This window comes from Caballeronia grimmiae, from assembly GCF_000698555.1.
Classification (GTDB): domain Bacteria; phylum Pseudomonadota; class Gammaproteobacteria; order Burkholderiales; family Burkholderiaceae; genus Caballeronia; species Caballeronia grimmiae.
In genome coordinates, this window is record NZ_JFHE01000018.1 from 85,129 (window position 1) to 102,729 (window position 17,601).

Sequence of the window (17,601 nt, forward strand, 5' to 3'; positions counted from 1 at the left end):
CCCTGCGTAAGAATGCTTTGCCGGACGACCGGTTATTCGCGAATCGTTGCAAAAATATAATCGGCGCTTGATCGTCTTTATATTGGAGCAGTGACGTGCAAGGCCGGGGGTCCAGATACGCTGCTTGCGCTGCGGTTCTTACAGCAATATTAATCATCGCCGGCTGCGCGAGCACCGGCAACATCGCGCCGAATGACTCCCGGACGGATGCCGCCACGCTCGATGTCGGCAGCGCGATCAGGGCCGCCAACGCGGATGCCGCCTGGCCCGATGCGCAATGGTGGCGCGCCTACCGCGACCCGCAACTCGACGGCTGGATCGAGCGCGCGACGGCCGGCAGCCCGACGCTCGCCATGGCCGCCGCACGCGTGCGCGAAGCGCAGGAGCAGGCGGGCGTCGCGCGCTCGGCGCTCTTGCCGCACGTGGATGGCAGCATGGGCGTGCAGCGCAAGAACTGGCCGAACAACGCGTTTTACGGCCCCGGCCCGTTCGCCGATACGACGACCTGGGACAACACTGCCGGCCTCTCCCTCTCCTATAACCTCGACCTCTGGGGCCGCGACGACAACGCCGCCGAACGCGCGCTCGACGTGGCCCACGTGCGCGCCGCCGATGCCCGCGCCGCTCAGCTCGAACTCGAAGCGAACATCGTGCGGGCGTATATCGGCCTGTCGCAGGCGTTCGCGCAACTCGACATCGCCCGGGAAACGCTCGAACAGCAGGAACGGCTCGCTGAACTGGCCCGCCGGCGCCTGAAGGGCGGCCTCGGCACGCAGCTCGAAGTGAGCCAGGCCGAAGCGCCGCTGCCGGAGTACGAACGCCAGGCCGACGTCTTCCAGGAAGAGATCGAGCTTGCGCGCCATCAGCTTGCCGCGCTGGCAGGCGAAGGCCCCGGCGCGGGGGAAGCGCTTGCGCGGCCGCAACTGTCGCTGGCGACGCCGCTGCCGTTGCCGTCCTCCTTGCCGGCTGAACTGGTCGGGCATCGGCCGGATATCGTCGCGGCGCGGTGGATGGTCGCGGCGCAGGCGCGCGGCATCGACGTGGCCAAGGCGGAGTTCTATCCGAACATCAATCTGGCGGCGTCGCTCACGCAGGCGTTTGCGGGCGGCGCGCTGCTGAGTTTTCTGACGAGCAAGGCGACCGGCTATTCGTTCGGCCCGGCGATCACGCTGCCGATCTTTGAAGGCGGACGGCTCCGTTCGCAACTCGGCGCGGCATCGGCGCAATACGATCAGGCCGTCGATCACTACAACGCGACGCTCGTGGGTGCGCTGAAGGACATCGCCGATCAGGTGGTGCGGGTGAAGTCGCTCGATACGCAGATGGACGCGTCCGCGCGCTCGGTCGCCGCCGCGCGCAAGAACTACGATCTCGCGAACGAAGGATACCGGCGCGGTCTCACCGATTACGTCAACGTGCTGCTCGCGCAATCGCAACTGCTGCGCGCGCAGGACGCACAGGCGCGCGTGCGGGCGCAGCGGCTCGGCGCTTATGCGACGCTCACGGCGGCGCTCGGCGGCGGCATCGACGATCCCGCGAACGGGCCGAAGGACGCGAAGCTCGCGCCCGCGCAGCACATCGGGCCGTTCAGCCGCGCGGCCGAAGCAAAATGAGGCCGGCCTTGTCTGCTTCCCTCTCGGCATCGGGCGATTCGCTGCGCGCGTCGATCATCGACTGGGCGCGCACCGATGGCCTGGCGTGGGTCTACATCTTCAAGGCGGTGCTGGCCGCCCTGCTCGCGCTGTGGATCGCGATGCGCTTCGACATGCAGCAGCCGCGCACCGCGATGACCACCGTTTTCGTCGTGATGCAGCCGCAGAGCGGCATGGTGCTCGCGAAGAGCTTCTATCGTTTCTGCGGCACGATGATCGGTCTTGTCGTGATGCTCGCGCTCATCGGCCTGTTCGCCCAGCAGCCGGTGCTGTTTCTTTCCGCGACCGCGCTGTGGGTCGGCATCTGCACGGCGGGCGCGGCGCGCAATCGCAACTTCCGCTCTTACGGCTTCGTGCTGGCGGGCTACACGGCGGCGCTGATCGGCATTCCGGCGGCGCAGCATCCGGATGGCGCGTTCCTGTCGGCGCTCACGCGGGTCGGTGAAGTCACGCTCGGCATCGTCTGCGCGGGTGCGGTGAGCGCGCTCGTCTTTCCGCAGCACGCAGGCGAGCAGATTCGCACCACGGTGCGGCGGCGCTTCACGCAGTTCGTCGATTACGTCTGCCGCGCGATGTCCGGCACGATGGACCGCACGCAGATCGAGCGGGCGAATCTTGGTTTCGTCGCGGATGTCGTCGGTTTCGAGGCGGCGCGCAGTGTGGCCGTATTCGAGCATCCCGAGTCGCGGCGGCGCAGCGGACGGCTCGCGCGGCTCAACAGCGAATTCATGAGCGCGTCGACGCGCTTTCACGCGCTGCATCAGTTGATGAACCGTCTGCGCGAAAGCGCATCTGCGATGACGATCGCGGCGCTCACGCCGTTCATCCACGAAGTGCCGCCGCTGCTGTTGCGAGCGGGCGATCCCGTGCGCAACGCTGCCGACGCCGCGCATGCCGCCGCGCAACTGCGCGATTACAAGGCCGCTCTGCCGAAGCGCGTGCGGGCCGCGCGGGCCGGCATCGAAGCCGAGCCGGCTTTCTCTTCGCTCGAATTCGATACCGCGACCGAACTGCTCTACCGCTTCGTCGACGACATGCTCGCCTACGCCGAGACCTACGCGTCGCTCGGCGCGCCGTCGCATGAACGCGAACGCTGGGTCGCGCGCTATGTGCCGAAGACCAACATGCTCGCCGCCGCGATCTCGGGCTTGCGCGGCGCGATGGTGATGTTCGCGCTGAGCGCGTTCTGGATGCTGAGCGCGTGGCCGAGCGGCGGCACGATGGTCCTCACCGCGGCCGCCGTGTGCGCGCTCGCGTCGTCGTCGCCGCGCCCGACGCTGATGTCGATGCAGATGGCGATCGGCACCGCGCTCGCGAGCGTCGTCGGGATGATCGTCGTGTTCGGCGCGTATCCGCATATGGACGGGTTCGTGCTGATGGGCGTCGCGCTCGTGCCGGCGCTGCTGCTCGGCGCGTTCATCAGCACGCGGCGCGCGGTGACGGGCGTGGGTATCGGCTATTGCATCTTCTTCTGCTTTCTCGCAGGGCCGGACAATCTCGTTCACTACGATCCGGCCAGCTTCATGAACGACGCGCTCGCGCTCATGCTGTCGATGATCGTCTCCGCGATCGCGTTCGCCGTCATCCTGCCGACCGACGCGCCGTGGCTGCGCCGCCTGTTGCTCGCGGACTTGCGCCGCGAAGTCGTGCTTGCGCGGCGCGAACGCCTCGCGCGGGTGGCGACGCACTTCGAAAGCCGCACGCGCGATCTGCTGTCGCAGATCAACGCGCTCGCCGCCGGCAAGCCGGACGTGCAACGCGAGGCGCTGCAGTGGCTCTTCGCGGTGCTGGAGACCGGTCGCGCGGTGATCGATCTGCGGCGTGAAATCGCCGCTTTGCCGGATGCCCCGCATTACGCCGCATCGACGCCCTGGCGACGCACGTTGAAAGCGACGCTCGATGCCGTCGCGCGTCTCTTCGACCGGCCTAACGCGCCGCGTTTCGAGGCCGCGCTGGACAGCACCTCGCGCGCGATCGCGGATGCGCAGGCGATGCTGGCGGCGGTGAATCCATCGCGCGAGGAGCGGCACCGGCTGCAGCGGATCGTCAGCCATCTGCATTTCATCCGCACGGCGCTGCTCGATCCGGCCTCGCCGCTCGCGCATTTCGCTCAGTCAGATTCGCCTTCAGTCAAAGGAGCGCCGCATGCCGCGTGATACCGCGATCCTCGAAGCCTATGTCCCGACGCTGCTCGTGCTGTTCGTTGCCGGCGCGCTGATCACGTGGGTGATCGACCGCGCGCTCGCGATGACCGGCCTTTATCGCGTGGTCTGGCATCCGGCGCTCTTTCGCGCGAGTCTGCTCGTTTGTATTTGTGGCGCGCTCGGGCTCGCGGTGTATCGCTGATAGCAGGCACTCGTTCTTACAGGTTCAGAAGACTCATCATGGTTCTTAGAAAAATCATCGGCTTCGTCATGACGATCGCCATTTTTGCGGCCGCCCTGCTGATCGGCCGCGTGTTGTGGGTGCATTACATGGACGAGCCATGGACCCGCGATGGCCGTGTGCGCGCGGAGGTTGTCAACATTGCGCCGGACGTGTCGGGCGCGGTCGTGCAGTTGCCCGTTCGCGATAACCAGTACGTGAAGAAAGGCGACCTGCTGATGGAGATCGATCCGTCGCACTATCAGATTGCCGTCGAGCAGGCCGAGGCGAACGTCGCCGCGCGCGCCGCTGAATTGCGGATGCGGCGCGCGGACGCTGCGCGGCGTGCGGATATGGATAGTCTCGTGGTGTCGCGCGAGGCGCGCGAGAATGCGTCGCAGACGGCATCGACGGCGGCGGCGCAATTGCAGCAAGCGCAGGCCGCGCTGGATGCGGCGAAGCTGAATCTTGCGCGCACGAAGGTGTATTCGCCCGTCGACGGCTACGTCACGAATCTCAGCGTGTTTCGCGGCGATTATGCGACGGTGGGCGCGGCGAAGCTCGCGATCGTCGATAGCCATTCGTTCTGGGTCTATGGCTATTTCGAGGAGACGAAGCTGCCGCGCGTGCGCGTGGGCGACCGGGCGCAGATTCGGCTCATGAGCGGCGGGGAACTGAAGGGGCACGTCGAGAGTATTTCTCGCGGCATCTACGATCGCGACAATCCGCAAAGCCGCGAATTGCTCGCCGATGTGAACCCGACGTTCAACTGGGTGCGTCTTGCGCAGCGCGTGCCGGTGCGGTTGAAAATCGATGAGGTCCCGAACGGGATGCTGTTGGCGGCGGGCACGACGTGCACCGTGGTGATCACGCCGTCGATGTGAGTTCGCCCGCCCCGGCCATCGCCGGGACGGGCCAAGCGGTTACTTCAATACGACCTTCACGTCGAAGTACTTCGCGGCCAGACGGTCGATCGAGCCGTCGTCCTTCAGTTCCTTCAACGCGCGGTTCATCGATTCCTTGAGCGCCTTGTCGCTCTTGCGCACGCCGAAGCCCACGCCCGAGCCGAGCAGCTTGTCATCGGCGACCGCCGGGCCCGCGAACGCGTAACCCGCGCCCTGCGGCTGCTTCAGAAAGCCCTTCGACGCCGCTTCGGCATCCTGGAACGCTGCATCCAGACGGCCCGACGCCAGGTCCGCATAGATCTGGTCCTGCGCCTGATACGACTCCACGTCGATGCCCGCCGGCGCCCACTTCGCCTTCGCGTACGTTTCCTGGATCGAGCCTTGCAGCACGCCCACGCGCTTGCCCTTCAGTCCGTCGACGGTCGGCAGCACGCCGCTGCCCTTCTTCGCGATGAGCTGGTTCGGGATCGAGTAGATGGGATCGGTGAAGTCGATCGCGAGCTTGCGCTTGTCGGTGATCGTCATGTCCGAGTTGATGCCGTCGAACTTGCGCGCCTGCAACGCGGGAATCAGGCCGTCGAACGAATTCTCGACCCACACGCACTTCATCTTGAGCTTCGCGCAGACCGCATTGCCGATGTCGATATCGAAGCCCGTCAGTTCCCCGCTCGCGGTCTTCGACTCGAACGGCGCATACGATGCCTCCACGCCGAAGCGCAGCGTCTTCGTTTCATCGGCGGCGTGCGCGGCCATCGATGCAGCCAGCGTTCCGAGCACCGCGACGGCGGCGAGCTTGCGAATGATCCATTGTGATTTCATCTACTGCCATCTCCTTGCATTGCGTTCGTGTTTCGTGATCTGTGTCCGATGCGGCCAGTAGCCGGCGAATCAAGCATCGCGGCGTCAATAAAAACGCTCAAACAGCGCGAGCGGTTTTGGTGCGGTGCATCAGGCGCAGCGCCGGGATTGTAGCGCGCGTGTTCACGCGTCCGTCCGGGCGCGGACAGGCGCCGCGGGCCTGGGCGGCGTATCGAACGAAAAAGGAAATTGGCAAACGGATGTCGCGCTCGTGCAAGCCCGGGCGCGAATCACTCGAGCGATGCGAGCGTGGCGTCGGTCGTGTCGACGACCATCAGGCCGGCGCGCAGGCCCGGCTTCACCTTCGGATTCGGAAACACGATGCGTTCTTCTTCGTGCGTCACGCGATAAGCGTAATCGCCATCGCGCGCGAGTTCGGCGCCGGCGGGAAACGGCGTGAAATTGGGCACATCGCTCGCGACGTTGAGGAAGAACTGTTCGCTCTGCTTGTCGATTTGCGCGACGACCGTGAATACGCGTAGCGGCGTCGGGTGGCTCGCCGCCTCGCCCGCGATCAGCCTGCGCAACGCCGCATCCGATGCCGCGAAGCGCGCGAGGTCGTTCTCGCCGAACGGCCGCACCTTGCCGAGTTCGAGCGTGCAGGCGAGCGCGCCGCACTGCGCGGCGGTGTAGTGCGTGAACGTCATGCCTTTTTCGCGATGCAGCAGCACCGCTTCGAGACGCGCATCGCGCAGCCAGTCGAACATTGCGCGGGCGAGCGGCGCGCCGGTGTGCGGCAGCAGCGCGAACCGCTCGAAGACCGACGCGCGAATGGCCGTGTGCATGTCGATATGCCACTTCGGATGCGTCACATTCTCGAAGAACGCCGCCGCCACGCGTTCCAGTTCGGCGGCGCGCGGGGCTTCGACGCTCTGCGGCAAGCTCGCATGACGGCCGCTGAAGAGACGATTGAGGTCATCGTCGATATAGCGCACGCCCGCACGCATCGCGCCGGCGTTGCCAAGAACCACGAGCATCCGCGACGCGAGCCGCGCGTCGCCACTGGCGATATCCGCGATCAGCCGCGACAGCATTTCGATCGGTGCGGTCTCATCGCCATGAATGCCGGCTGACGCGAGCACGCTATGCGCCGGCGCCTGCGCCGCCCGAGGTTCGAGCAGCAGCACGCCCTCGCCTTGCCACGTCCATCGCACGCCGGAAGCCGCCGCGCCGGATGTCGCCGATGGCCGCGCGCCCGCGAGCGTGAACGCGAGGAAATCGCTCAGAAGCGATGCATCAGCGCTGGAAGTCATAGACGGCGCCTAGTCCCAGAATGGTCGTCAGTTCGTCGAGCGCGGCACGCGATTCCGTCAGCAGCCGCGGATCGGCGAGGTCGCCGGGCGCGAGCGAATCCCGGTAATGCGCGTCGATCCACGCATCGAGGCGGGCGAACAGCGTGTCGTTCATCCACACGTTCGGATTCACGGCTGCGCGCTCGGCGTCGTTCAGCACGACGCGCAGACGCAGGCACGCGGGACCGCCGCCGTTCTTCATGCTTTCGCGCAGGTCGAAGACGAGGACTTCGTCGATCGGCGTCGTGCGCGTGGCGAGCGAATCGAGATACGCCGCGACGCGGGCGTTCTCGCGGCATTCCTGCGGCACGACGAGCACTTGCGTGCCGTCCGCACGCGACAACAACTGGCTGTTGAACAGATACGACGACACCGCATCCGCGACGCTCACCTCGTTGTCCGGCACTTCGAGCGCCGTGAACGATGCGCCCTGCGCGTGCAGCTTCGCGCTCAGTGCGTCGTAGACCCTGGCCTGATCGACAAACGCGCGCTCGTGACAGAACAGCGTCGTGCGATTGCCGACCGCGATCACATCGTTGTGGAACACGCCGGCATCGATGACATCGGGCGATTGCTGCGCGAACACGGTCGACGCTTCATCGAGGCCGTGCAGGCGCGCCACCGCGCGGCTCGCCTCGAGCGTTTGCCGCGCCGGAAAGCGTTGCGGCTGCGGCCCTTGCCCGTATTCGCTGCGTCCATACACGAAGAATTCGACGCCCTTGTCGCCGTACTCGCGTGCAAAGCGCGTGTGATTGGCCGCGCCTTCGTCGCCGAGCGCGGGCGTGCCGGGCAGCGCGTGATGAATCCGAAAGCGCGATTCATCGGCGAAGATCGCGGCGAGCGAACGGCGCGTTCCCCCATGTTCGATTGCGCGATGCAGCTTCGCCGCGAGATTCGCGGGCGTGAAATGGACGCGGCCATCGGCGGTGTCGGCGGACGGGCTGACCGTCGCGGCGTTGGCGGTCCACATCGCCGAAGCGGAACTGGCGGCGGCGAGCAGTTCGGGCGCATCGAGGGCGGCGCGCTGGATCACGGCGGCGTCATCGCCCGTGAAGCCGACGCTGCGCAACAGCTTCACCGACGGCCGTTCGAGCGGCGGCAACACGCCTTGATGAAAGCCGAGGTCCGCGAGCCGCTTCATCTTGCGCAAGCCCTGCTTCGCGGCGGCCTTCGGATTCGCGACGGACTTTTCGTTGCTGCGCGACGCGACGTTGCCGAACGACAAGCCCGCGTAGTTGTGCGTCGGGCCGACCAGCCCGTCGAAGTTCGCTTCGTATGCCTGCATGTCGAGTCCCGATGCTTAGAACGTGAGCCCCGGCGATACGCTCGCCGGCATCTGCAATTGCGCGCTTTCTACCGACGCCATCGGATACGAGCAGTAATCCGCCGCGTAGTACGCGCTCGGCCGGTGATTGCCCGAGCGCCCGATGCCGCCGAACGGCGCCGCCGACGATGCGCCATTGGTCGGCCGGTTCCAGTTGACGATGCCCGCGCGGATCGTGCGCTGGAAGTGCGTCCACGCGGCTTCGTCGTCGGCGAGCAGGCCGGCGGACAGGCCGTAGGCGGTGTCGTTGGCGCGCTCGATCGCTTCATCGAACGTCGTGTAGCGCGTAACCTGCACCATCGGGCCGAAATGCTCTTCGTCGGGCACGTCGCGCGCGTCCGTCACGTCGAGGATCGCGGGCGTGACGAAACCGAGGTTCGCCGCGCGCTGCTTCATCTCCAGCACCGGCTTCGCGCCCGCATCGATCAACTGCGTCTGGGCCAGCACGAGCCGTGCCGCCGCACGCGCTGAAATGACCGCGCCCATGAACGGCTGCGGGTCTTCGTCATAAGCGCCGACGCGGATGTTCGCGCTGACTTCCGCAAACCGCTGCATGAAGCGCTCGCCGAAGGCATCGTCCGGAACGAGAAGACGCCGCGCGCACGTGCAGCGCTGGCCCGCCGAGAGAAACGCGGATTGTATGGTGTGATGCACGGCGGCGTCGATGTCGTCCACCTGCGCCACGACGAGCGGATTGTTGCCGCCCATCTCCAGCGCGAGGATGATTTCCGGCCGCCCGCCGAACTGGCGATGCAGCAGCGTGCCGGTATCCGAGCTGCCGGTGAAGAACAGCCCGTCGATCTGCCGATGATTCGCCAGCGCGACGCCCGTGTCCTTCTCGCCCTGCACGAGATTGAGCACGCCCGCAGGCAGCCCCGCTTCGATCCACAGCGCGACGGTCGCCGCCGCGACGCCCGGCGCGAGTTCCGATGGCTTGAACACCACCGCGTTGCCCGCGATCAGCGCCGGCACGATATGCCCGTTCGGCAGATGCCCCGGAAAGTTGTACGGCCCGAACACCGCGACGACGCCATGCGGCCGGTGCCGCAGCACCGCGACGCCATCGGCCATCGGCGCGCGCTTCTCGCCGGTGCGCTCGTGATAGGCCTGCACGGAGATATCGACCTTCGCGGCCATCGACGCCACTTCTGTGCGCGCTTCCCACAGCGGCTTGCCGGTTTCGCGGCCGATTGCGTGCGCGAGCGCTTCCTTGTTCTCGTTGAGCAGCGCGGCGAAGCGTTTGGCGATCGCCACGCGCTCGTCGAACGTGAGCGCGGACCACGACGCAAACGCGCGCCGCGCCGACGACACCGCGCGATCGACGTCATCGGCGGATGCGCTCTTGCCCTGCCACACGTTTTCATCGCTCGCGGGATTGCGCGAAGCGAACGCCGCGCCGTTGCCGTCCTGCCATTCCCCGCCGATGTACAGCTCGTTCCGGATATCCATGACTTGTCTCAACTTGATTTTTAGCGCGGCTGCGATGTCAGCACGCGCACCGTGTCGCCCGCCTTCACGCGCAAGGCGGCGGCTTCGTCGGCGGTGAGGAGGAACGCGCCGTCTTCAACCGCGCCTGTCGTCGCGCCGCAGCGGAAATCTTCGAGCGACGTATTCGATACGAGACTCTTCGCCTCGCCCTCTTTCGCAACCCGCTCGCCGATGCGCACCGTCGCCAGCACGCTCTCGCGCACCGTGCGCAAATCGGAGGTGTGGCATTCGAGCACCGGGCCGGCATCGAAGATATCGACGTGATTTTCGTAACGCAGCCCTTCCGCTTCGAGCATCTTGCGCGCGGGCGCGGTATCGCGATGCGTGACGCCGACCGTCCGTTGCGCGTCCTCGGGCAGCAGATCGAGGTACACCGGATAGCGCGGCATCAATTCCGCGAGGAACGACTTCTTGCCGTGCGAACTGAGATAGTCGGCTTCGTTGAAATCGATCTGGTAGAAATGCGAGCCGACCGCGTTCCAGAACGGCGATTCGCCGTTCTCGTCGAAATGGCCGCGCAACTCCGCGCAGAGCCGCTCTGGAAAACGCTGCTTGAATTGCGCGATGAACATGAAGCGCGAGCGCGACAGCAGCCCGCCCACCCCCGCCGTGCGATAACGCGGGCTCAGGAACAGCGAGCAGACTTCGGCGTAACCCGTGAGATCGTGCGAGATGTTGAGCAGGGACATGCGCGTCCACACGCCGAGATCCTTGCTCGCATGCACGACGGTTGCGACGCGATAGTTATAGAACGGCTGCTCCAGCCCGACTTCCGTTTCGATGCCGCACACGCCGGCGACATCGCCGGTCGCGGTGTCTTCCATCACGAAGAAGTAACCGGCTTCGTAGGGCGCGGCATCGTCGGCGAGCGTGCGGCGCGCGCGCTCGATGCGCGCCGCCAGCGCCTCTCTATCCGGCTTGAACGTGGTGAGCCCCGGGCCCGTTTCCTTTGCCAGCGCGACGAGCGCGTCGACATCTCCCGGCTGCACGCAGCGCACGACGATCATTGCATTTCTCCCGAGGCTTGATGCAGCGGCACGCAACGCACCGTGTCCTTCTCATGCACGCCGAGGGCGTCGCGTGCGGCGGCGGTCAATGCGGCGCCATCGGAGCGCGTGCCGTTCAGATCGGCGAGGATGCAGCGGAAGCCGTGCGCCCCGCCCGCTGCGATCAGATACGGCGCGCCGCCCGCGACGACGCCATCGCGCACCGGGCGCAATTCGCCCGAACCCGCCGATGCGCTCTTGTCGACGGCCAGCGTCAGCACCGGGCCGGCATCGAAGATATCGACGAAACGGTCCGGCTCGAAGCCTTCTTCCAGGTGAATGTCATACGCGAGCAGCGTGCTGTCGTTCGGCTCGCCCAGCACGCGCTGCGCTTCGCCCGGCAGAAGCGGCACGTAGATGGGATACGTCGGCATGACTTCGGCGATGAAGGTTCGGCTGCGCCCGCCGGATTCGAGCTCGACCTGCTCGAAGTCGCGCCCGAAGAACTTGCGGCCCACTGCCTCCCAGAAGGGCGACGAGCCGGCATCGTCGGTGACGCCGAGCATCAGCGAGAAGACTTCGCCCGAAAATCGCTTGCGGTTCGCGACGACGTACATCATCCGCGCGCGCGACAGCAGATGCGCCGCCGCTTCGCCTTCGGGCGTGCGCAAGGACGGATCGATATAGAAGCCCGTCAGGCGGCTCTTGCCCGTCAGCTCGTGCGACATCGTGAGCGCGTGAATCTTGCGATTCACCTTCAGCTCGCGCGATGCGTGAATGAGCGCGTCGTTGCGAAACGTGTAGAACGGCTCGGAATAGCCCGCCGACGCGACGATGCTCGACGTGCCGAGCAGCCGGCCCGTGTCCGTGTCGTCGAGCACGAAGAGATAGAACTCCTCACCGGGGAAATCGACCTCGGCGCGAAACGAATCCTCGGAGAGCGCGACGCGCCTCGCGAGTTGTTCGCGGTCGCGCGGCAGCGAGTGCAGCACGGGCTGGGCGGTGCGCGCCATCCGTTCGAGTTCGTCGAGATCGGAGAGTCTTGCGGGACGAACGAATAGCATCGTCGTTTCCTCGTCGTTTGCGGTGAGGCGATGAATCAGCGCGCGACGGCCGCCGCGCCCGCGACCTGCTCGATCGCCTTCTCGATGCGCGCGAAGCCTTCGTCGAGATCGGCCATCGGCATGATGAGCGAGGGTGCGAAGCGGATCACGTTCGGCCCGGCGATCAGCATGATGACGCCGTTCGCCGCCGCCGCGTTGAGCACGTCCTTCGCGCGGTCCTTGTAGGCATCGGCCAGTTCCGCGCCGATCAGAAGGCCGCGACCGCGCACCTCCCTGAACATGCCGAAGCGCTCGTTGATGCGTTCGAGATGCGCCCGGATGGCCGCGCCGCGCACGCTAACGCCTTCGAGAAGCTTCGGATCGCTGATCAATTCGACGACCTTCTCCGCAATCGACGCGCCGAGCGGATTGCCGCCGTATGTCGTGCCGTGCACGCCGACCTTGAAATGCTGCGCGATGGCGTCGGTGGTGAGCATCGCGCCGATCGGGAAGCCGTTGCCGAGCGCCTTCGCGGTGGTGAGGATGTCGGGCGTCACGCCGTATTGCATGTACGCGTACAGGGTGCCCGTGCGGCCGACGCCCGTTTGCACTTCGTCGAAAATCAGCAGTGCGCCGTGCTTGTCGCACGCTTCGCGCAAGCCCTTCAGGAACGCGGGATCGGCGGGCAGCACGCCGCCTTCGCCCTGCACCGGCTCGACGATCACCGCGCAGGTCTTGTCGCTGATCGCGTCGAGCGCCTGCGCCAGATCGTTGTACGGCAGATGACGGATGCCTTGCGGCTGCGGGCCGAAGCCTTCCGCATACTTCGGCTGGCCGCCGACGCTCACGGTGAAGAACGTGCGCCCGTGAAACGACTGCGTGAACGAGATGATCTCGATCTTCTCCGGCCCGAACTTGTCGATGGCGTACCGGCGCGCGAGCTTCAGCGCCGCTTCGTTCGCTTCCGCGCCCGAGTTCGCGAAGAACGCGCGATCCGCGAAGGTGAGATCGGTCAGGCGTTTCGCGAGACGCAACACCGGCTCGTTGGTATAGCCGTTGCCGATGTGCCAGAGCTTGTCGCCCTGTTCGTGCAGCACCTTCAGCAATTCCGGATGCCCATGCCCGAGCGCCGTCACCGCGATGCCGCCGGCGAAATCGACGTAATCGCGTCCTTCGGTGTCCCAGACGCGCGAGCCGCGGCCCCGGTCGGGCACGAAACTGGCCGGTGCGAATACCGGAACCATTACTTCGTCGAACGTACCGCGATTCACATTGATGTCGGTCATGAGCCACTCCTTTTCTGGTTCGTGCTGCACGGGTCGTGCGCCGTGCTGATCGCGCACTGCAATGCTTCCGATATTAAGCAATCGCACGCGTTCCGTCTTGCGCGTTCGCGACATGCTTCGATGGCCTTCGACGCGCCTTCAGCGCGTGCCGGGGCGCTCGATCAGCGCGCCGCCGCGCGGCTCGTCCACTGCGCCGCCGCGCTGCTTCTCGATCCAGTTGCGGCGTTCCTCGCGCGGCGTCACGCCGAAGCGGTCGCGGTACGCATTGGAAAAATGCGCCGCCGATGAAAACCCGCACGCGAGGCTGATCTGCACGACGGACTTGCTCGTGCGCTGCAGTTGCGTGCGCGCTTTGGTGAGGCGCAGATTGAGGTAGTACTTCGACGGCATCGCGCCGAGATATTGCCGGAAGAGCCGCTCCAGTTGCCGGCGCGAAATGCCGACGAGCGTCGCGATTTCATCGGTGGCGAGCGGGTCCTCGATGTTCGCTTCCATCAGTTGCAACGCATCGTTCAGGCGCGGATGCCGCTCGCCGGGCGCGGTCACGAACGGAATCCGCTGACGCTCGGTGCCCGCGCGCAGCACGCCGATGCCGAGCGAATCTGCAATGCGCTCGGCGAGATCCTGGCCGTGATCGCGTGCGATCATCGCGAGCATGAAGTCGATGCTCGCCTGACCGCCCGCGCAGGTCGCGCGATCGCGGTCGATTTCGAAGATCTGCTGCGTGACGATGGTGCGCTCGAACTGCTCCGTGAACTGCTGATACGTCTCCCAGTTCACCGCGACGCGATATTGCGCGAGCTGCCCGGCCATCGCGAGCCACCAGACGCCATGATGAATGCCGGAAACGAGCGGCGTGCGCGGCGCGACACGCGCGAGGCTCGCGAGAAAAAGCCGGTAGTCCGCGAACTGCTGATAGCGTTCGGATACGACGATGAGCCAGTCGCATTGCAGCGCGTCGTTGAATGCGCAATCGGCGGGAAGCTGCGCGCCGCCGGAAAGCGGCACGGCGCGCCCGTCCCACGAACACACGCGCCACTCGTAGAGACGATGACCGTCGATTTCGTTGGCGAGCGCGAGACTGTCGATGACCGGCCCGATGCCGCTCATCGAGACCGGCGGAAGAGCGACGATCGCCACTTGCAGCGGCCCGCGCGCCGGGCCCGATGGACTTGCCACGTTACTTGAGGCTGCCCGACAGGAACTGCCGCAGACGCTCGCTCTTCGGCTGCGTGAGCACCTCGGACGGCACGCCCTCTTCTTCCGTGCGCCCCTGATGCAGGAACATCACGTGATTGGACACGTTGCGCGCGAAGCCCATCTCGTGCGTGACGACGATCATCGTGCGGCCCTCTTCCGCGAGCTTCTGCATGACCTTCAGCACTTCGCCGACGAGTTCGGGATCGAGCGCGGACGTCGGTTCGTCGAAGAGCATGACGTCGGGGTGCATCGCGAGCGCGCGTGCAATCGCCACGCGCTGCTGTTGCCCGCCCGACAGATGCGACGGATACTGCTTCTCGACGCGCGGCGGCAGGCCGACCTTCTCCAGATACTCGCGGGCGCGTTCCTCGGCTTCCTTCTTCGAGATGCCGAGCACGTGAATCGGCGCTTCCATCACGTTCTCGATGGCCGTCATGTGCGACCACAGGTTGAAGTGCTGAAAGACCATCGCGAGCTTCGTGCGCACGCGCTGAAGCTGCTTGTGATCGGCGACATCGAGGTTGCCGTGGCGATCGGTCTTCGTGCGGACGGCTTCGCCATCGACGACGATCTGCCCCGCGTTCGGCTTTTCCAGAAAATTGATGCAGCGCAGGAACGTGCTTTTGCCCGATCCGCTCGCGCCGATGATGCTGATGACATCGCCCGCACGCGCCGACAGCGACACGCCCTTGAGCACTTCGTTATCGCCGTAGCGCTTGTGAATGTCCTGTGCGGCGAGTTTCGTCGCGACGTCTGTGGGCTTGGGCTCCAACGCTTTCTCCTCGGGTAATGATGGGTACGCCACGATTGCGGATTCTAACGCCCGTCAATGCGCGGCCGGCCGCAAATAAGCAAGCCAGCGGCGCTCGGCCCGCCTGAACGCCGCGACGAGCGCGAATGAAACGGCGAGATACAGCAGCGCCGCGACGCCGAACGAGCCGAACGATTCATAGGTTGCCGAATTCACATCGCGCGCCACCTTCAGGATATCCGGCACGGTGGCCGTGAAGGCGACCGTCGTCGCGTGCAGCATCAGGATCACTTCGTTGCTGTACAAAGGCAAGGCGCGGCGCAGCGCGGACGGCAGGACGATGCGCCGGTACATCGTGAACGTGCCCATGCCGTACGCGCGTGCGGCTTCGACTTCGCCGTGCGGAATTGAGCGGATCGCGCCGGCGAAGATTTCCGTCGTATAAGCGCAGGTGTTCAGCGCGAACGCGAGCACCGCGCAGTTGAAGCCGCTCCGGAAGAACGCTTCCAGCAGCGACTGGCTGCGAATGAATTCGAGGCTATACATGCCCGTGTACAGCAGCAGCAATTGCACGTAGAGCGGCGTGCCGCGAAACACGTAGGTATAGAGGCGCACGGGCGTCGAGAGCCAGCGGCGTTTCGACACGCGCGCGCACGCGAGCGGCACCGACGCGCAGAAGCCGATCGCAATCGACACCGCCAGCAGCCACAACGTGACGACGAGACCCGAGGCGTGCATGCCATCGGAGTACAGGAACGGACGCCAGTATTCGGCGAGGATCGGGATCATGGCGGCTCCGTCGTCAGAGGTCGGCGTGACGCACGCCCGTCGAGTAGCGGCGCTCGAGCGTCATCAGCACGAGGTTGGATGCGGTCGTGATCGCCAGGTAGATGAGCGCGGCCACGAGTACGAAGAAGAACATGTTGAAGGTACTCTTGCCGGCGTCCTGCGCCGCCTTGACGACATCGGCGAGACCGATGATCGACACGAGCGCCGTCGCCTTCACCAGCACCTGCCAGTTGTTGCCGATGCCCGGCAGCGCGAAGCGCATCATCTGCGGAAACAGGATGCGGCCGAACACCCGCATGCCGCTCATGCCGTACGCGGTGCCCGCTTCGAGCTGGCCGCGCGGCACCGCGAGGAATGCGCCGCGGAACGTCTCCGTGAAATACGCGCCGTAGATGAAGCCGAGCGTAAGCACGCCGGCCGTGAACGGGTCCATGTCGAACTGCTCCCAGGCGAACGCGTCGGTGACGTGATTGATCGCGATCTGGATGCTGTAGAAGAGCAGCAGCATCAGCACGAGATCGGGCACCGAGCGAATGAGCGTCGTATAGGCAGTCGCGATGCCGCGCAGCATGCCGTGCCGCGACAGTTTCGCCGACGCGCCGGCGAGCCCCAGCAGCACCGATACCGCGAGAGAAAGCATCGCGAGCGCGAGCGTCTCTTTTGCGCCCGCCCAAAGCAGCGGGCCGTAGCCGTACAGCGTCACGAGCGCCTCCTTCGTTTCCGTCGTTCGATGGGAGGCGATCGTCGCAAGCCGAAATAAACGCTCAAACGAACCGGCGCTGGTTTATTGCAATGCAGCAAACGGTCATTCGTGAACGCGCGGGGCGCCCGGCCCCCTGCACACGCGCCGCCGCCGCCTTGCCGCCGTGGAAACGTCGATCCTCGCGGCGGGCGGAATCTGTGCTTTTGCGTCGCTTTTTCGATAGAAGATGCGCCGGCTAATCGCGCGCACTGCCCCGCACGACCTGCACCACGTGCCCGTTCGCCACGGCGATTTCCGGACTTTCCTGCAACAGCGGCAGAAACCGCTCCGCAAAGGCTGCGTCGCGGGTTTCGGCCCGGAACATCGCGGCGACCGCCTTCGCATGGGCGATGCGCGCGTCGGGCGTGGCTTCGCTGTCGTCGAGAACGTCGTCGATGGCCGCGATCAGCGTCGACAACGGAGCGAGCCAGCGATACGCGCTGCCGTTGATGACGATTTGCAGAAACTCGCCCGGCGACACCGGCCCGAACTCGGCCTCGTGCCGCGCGCGCAAGTGCGCCAGCACGGCGCGATGCAGTCCGAGCAGCGGATGCCGCACGTCGCGAAGGAAGGATACTGCGGTGTGATCGTCCATGAACTTTGCCTTGTTGGATTTAGCTGGTGCGCGTCTCGCCCGCATAGCGGACGAAGTCGGCGGCGGAAAGCGGCGGCGAGAACAGCCAGCCCTGCCCGAACTGCGCGCCGCGTGCGCGCAGATACGCGGCCTGCTCCTCGCGCTCGATGCCCTCGGCGATTACCTGCACGTCGAGGGTCGCCGCCATCTCGATGATATGCGACGCCACGCTGCTCGACGCGGCGTCCTGTCCGACGGTATCGACAAACGACTTGTCGATCTTCAGCCCGTCCACGCTGAACGACTGCAAGTGCGACAGGCTCGAATAGCCGGTGCCGAAATCGTCG

The 17,601-nt window shown here is 65.9% G+C and carries 17 protein-coding genes; 4 read left to right on the forward strand and 13 right to left on the reverse strand.

Annotation, left to right across the window (positions count from 1 at the left end; all coding sequences use genetic code 11):
- The first annotated feature begins 95 nt into the window (after positions 1-95).
- Genes BG57_RS18740 through BG57_RS18755 form a run of 4 tightly spaced genes read left to right on the forward strand, consistent with a single transcriptional unit; the run spans position 96 to position 4,900 of the window.
- A complete protein-coding gene (locus tag BG57_RS18740) occupies positions 96-1,613 on the forward strand; it encodes an efflux transporter outer membrane subunit (RefSeq protein ID WP_035967037.1) in 1,518 nt (505 codons plus the stop codon).
- Positions 1,610-3,808 (forward strand): FUSC family protein, encoded by a 2,199-nt coding sequence (locus tag BG57_RS18745; protein ID WP_035967039.1) that lies wholly within the window; start codon positions 1,610-1,612, stop codon positions 3,806-3,808. Before BG57_RS18740 ends, BG57_RS18745 begins: the two co-directional genes overlap by 4 nt.
- Entirely contained in the window at positions 3,798-3,998 is a 201-nt protein-coding gene (locus BG57_RS18750; protein WP_035967042.1) for a DUF1656 domain-containing protein, read from the forward strand. Before BG57_RS18745 ends, BG57_RS18750 begins: the two co-directional genes overlap by 11 nt.
- A gap of 38 nt (positions 3,999-4,036) precedes the next feature.
- Positions 4,037-4,900 (forward strand): efflux RND transporter periplasmic adaptor subunit, encoded by an 864-nt coding sequence (locus BG57_RS18755; RefSeq protein ID WP_035967043.1) that lies wholly within the window; start codon positions 4,037-4,039, stop codon positions 4,898-4,900.
- Between the two features lie 39 nt (positions 4,901-4,939).
- On the opposite strand, the gene BG57_RS18760 is transcribed toward BG57_RS18755, so the two are convergent.
- The 13 genes from BG57_RS18760 to BG57_RS18820 all read right to left on the reverse strand — a co-directional run.
- Entirely contained in the window at positions 4,940-5,740 is an 801-nt protein-coding gene (locus BG57_RS18760) for an ABC transporter substrate-binding protein (protein WP_035967044.1), read from the reverse strand.
- Between the two features lie 269 nt (positions 5,741-6,009).
- Positions 6,010-7,032, reverse strand: a complete 1,023-nt coding sequence (astE, locus tag BG57_RS18765) for a succinylglutamate desuccinylase (RefSeq protein WP_035967045.1) — start codon at positions 7,030-7,032, stop codon at positions 6,010-6,012.
- Positions 7,016-8,356, reverse strand: coding sequence for an N-succinylarginine dihydrolase (gene astB / locus BG57_RS18770; RefSeq protein WP_035967046.1), 1,341 nt, complete (start codon positions 8,354-8,356; stop codon positions 7,016-7,018). The genes astE and astB overlap by 17 nt, the downstream gene beginning before the upstream one ends.
- Positions 8,357-8,371: 15 nt before the next feature.
- Positions 8,372-9,844, reverse strand: a complete 1,473-nt coding sequence (astD, locus tag BG57_RS18775; protein WP_035967047.1) for a succinylglutamate-semialdehyde dehydrogenase — start codon at positions 9,842-9,844, stop codon at positions 8,372-8,374.
- 20 nt (positions 9,845-9,864) lie between these two features.
- Entirely contained in the window at positions 9,865-10,890 is a 1,026-nt protein-coding gene (gene astA / locus BG57_RS18780; protein WP_035967049.1) for an arginine N-succinyltransferase, read from the reverse strand.
- Complete coding sequence (gene aruF, locus BG57_RS18785; protein WP_035967050.1) at positions 10,887-11,933, reverse strand: arginine/ornithine succinyltransferase subunit alpha; 1,047 nt, start codon at positions 11,931-11,933, stop codon at positions 10,887-10,889. The genes astA and aruF overlap by 4 nt, the downstream gene beginning before the upstream one ends.
- Positions 11,934-11,968: 35 nt before the next feature.
- The gene (locus tag BG57_RS18790) at positions 11,969-13,198 is read right to left on the reverse strand and encodes an aspartate aminotransferase family protein (protein WP_035967083.1); all 1,230 of its coding nucleotides are present in this window, start codon (positions 13,196-13,198) and stop codon (positions 11,969-11,971) included.
- Positions 13,199-13,336: 138 nt separating this feature from the next.
- Positions 13,337-14,377 carry a GlxA family transcriptional regulator gene (locus BG57_RS18795; RefSeq protein ID WP_035967052.1) on the reverse strand — a complete coding sequence of 347 codons (1,041 nt, stop codon included), beginning with the start codon at positions 14,375-14,377 and terminating at the stop codon, positions 13,337-13,339.
- A 1-nt stretch (position 14,378) separates the two neighbouring features.
- Positions 14,379-15,170 (reverse strand): ABC transporter ATP-binding protein, encoded by a 792-nt coding sequence (locus BG57_RS18800; RefSeq protein ID WP_035967055.1) that lies wholly within the window; start codon positions 15,168-15,170, stop codon positions 14,379-14,381.
- 54 nt (positions 15,171-15,224) lie between these two features.
- Positions 15,225-15,938, reverse strand: a complete 714-nt coding sequence (locus tag BG57_RS18805) for an ABC transporter permease (RefSeq protein ID WP_035967056.1) — start codon at positions 15,936-15,938, stop codon at positions 15,225-15,227.
- Between the two features lie 13 nt (positions 15,939-15,951).
- A complete protein-coding gene (locus tag BG57_RS18810; protein WP_035967057.1) occupies positions 15,952-16,641 on the reverse strand; it encodes an ABC transporter permease in 690 nt (229 codons plus the stop codon).
- Between the two features lie 235 nt (positions 16,642-16,876).
- The gene (locus tag BG57_RS18815; protein WP_035967058.1) at positions 16,877-17,275 is read right to left on the reverse strand and encodes a hypothetical protein; all 399 of its coding nucleotides are present in this window, start codon (positions 17,273-17,275) and stop codon (positions 16,877-16,879) included.
- Positions 17,276-17,294: 19 nt separating this feature from the next.
- The coding region (locus tag BG57_RS18820; protein ID WP_035967059.1) for an EAL domain-containing protein at positions 17,295-17,601 on the reverse strand (307 nt) is incomplete at its 5' end.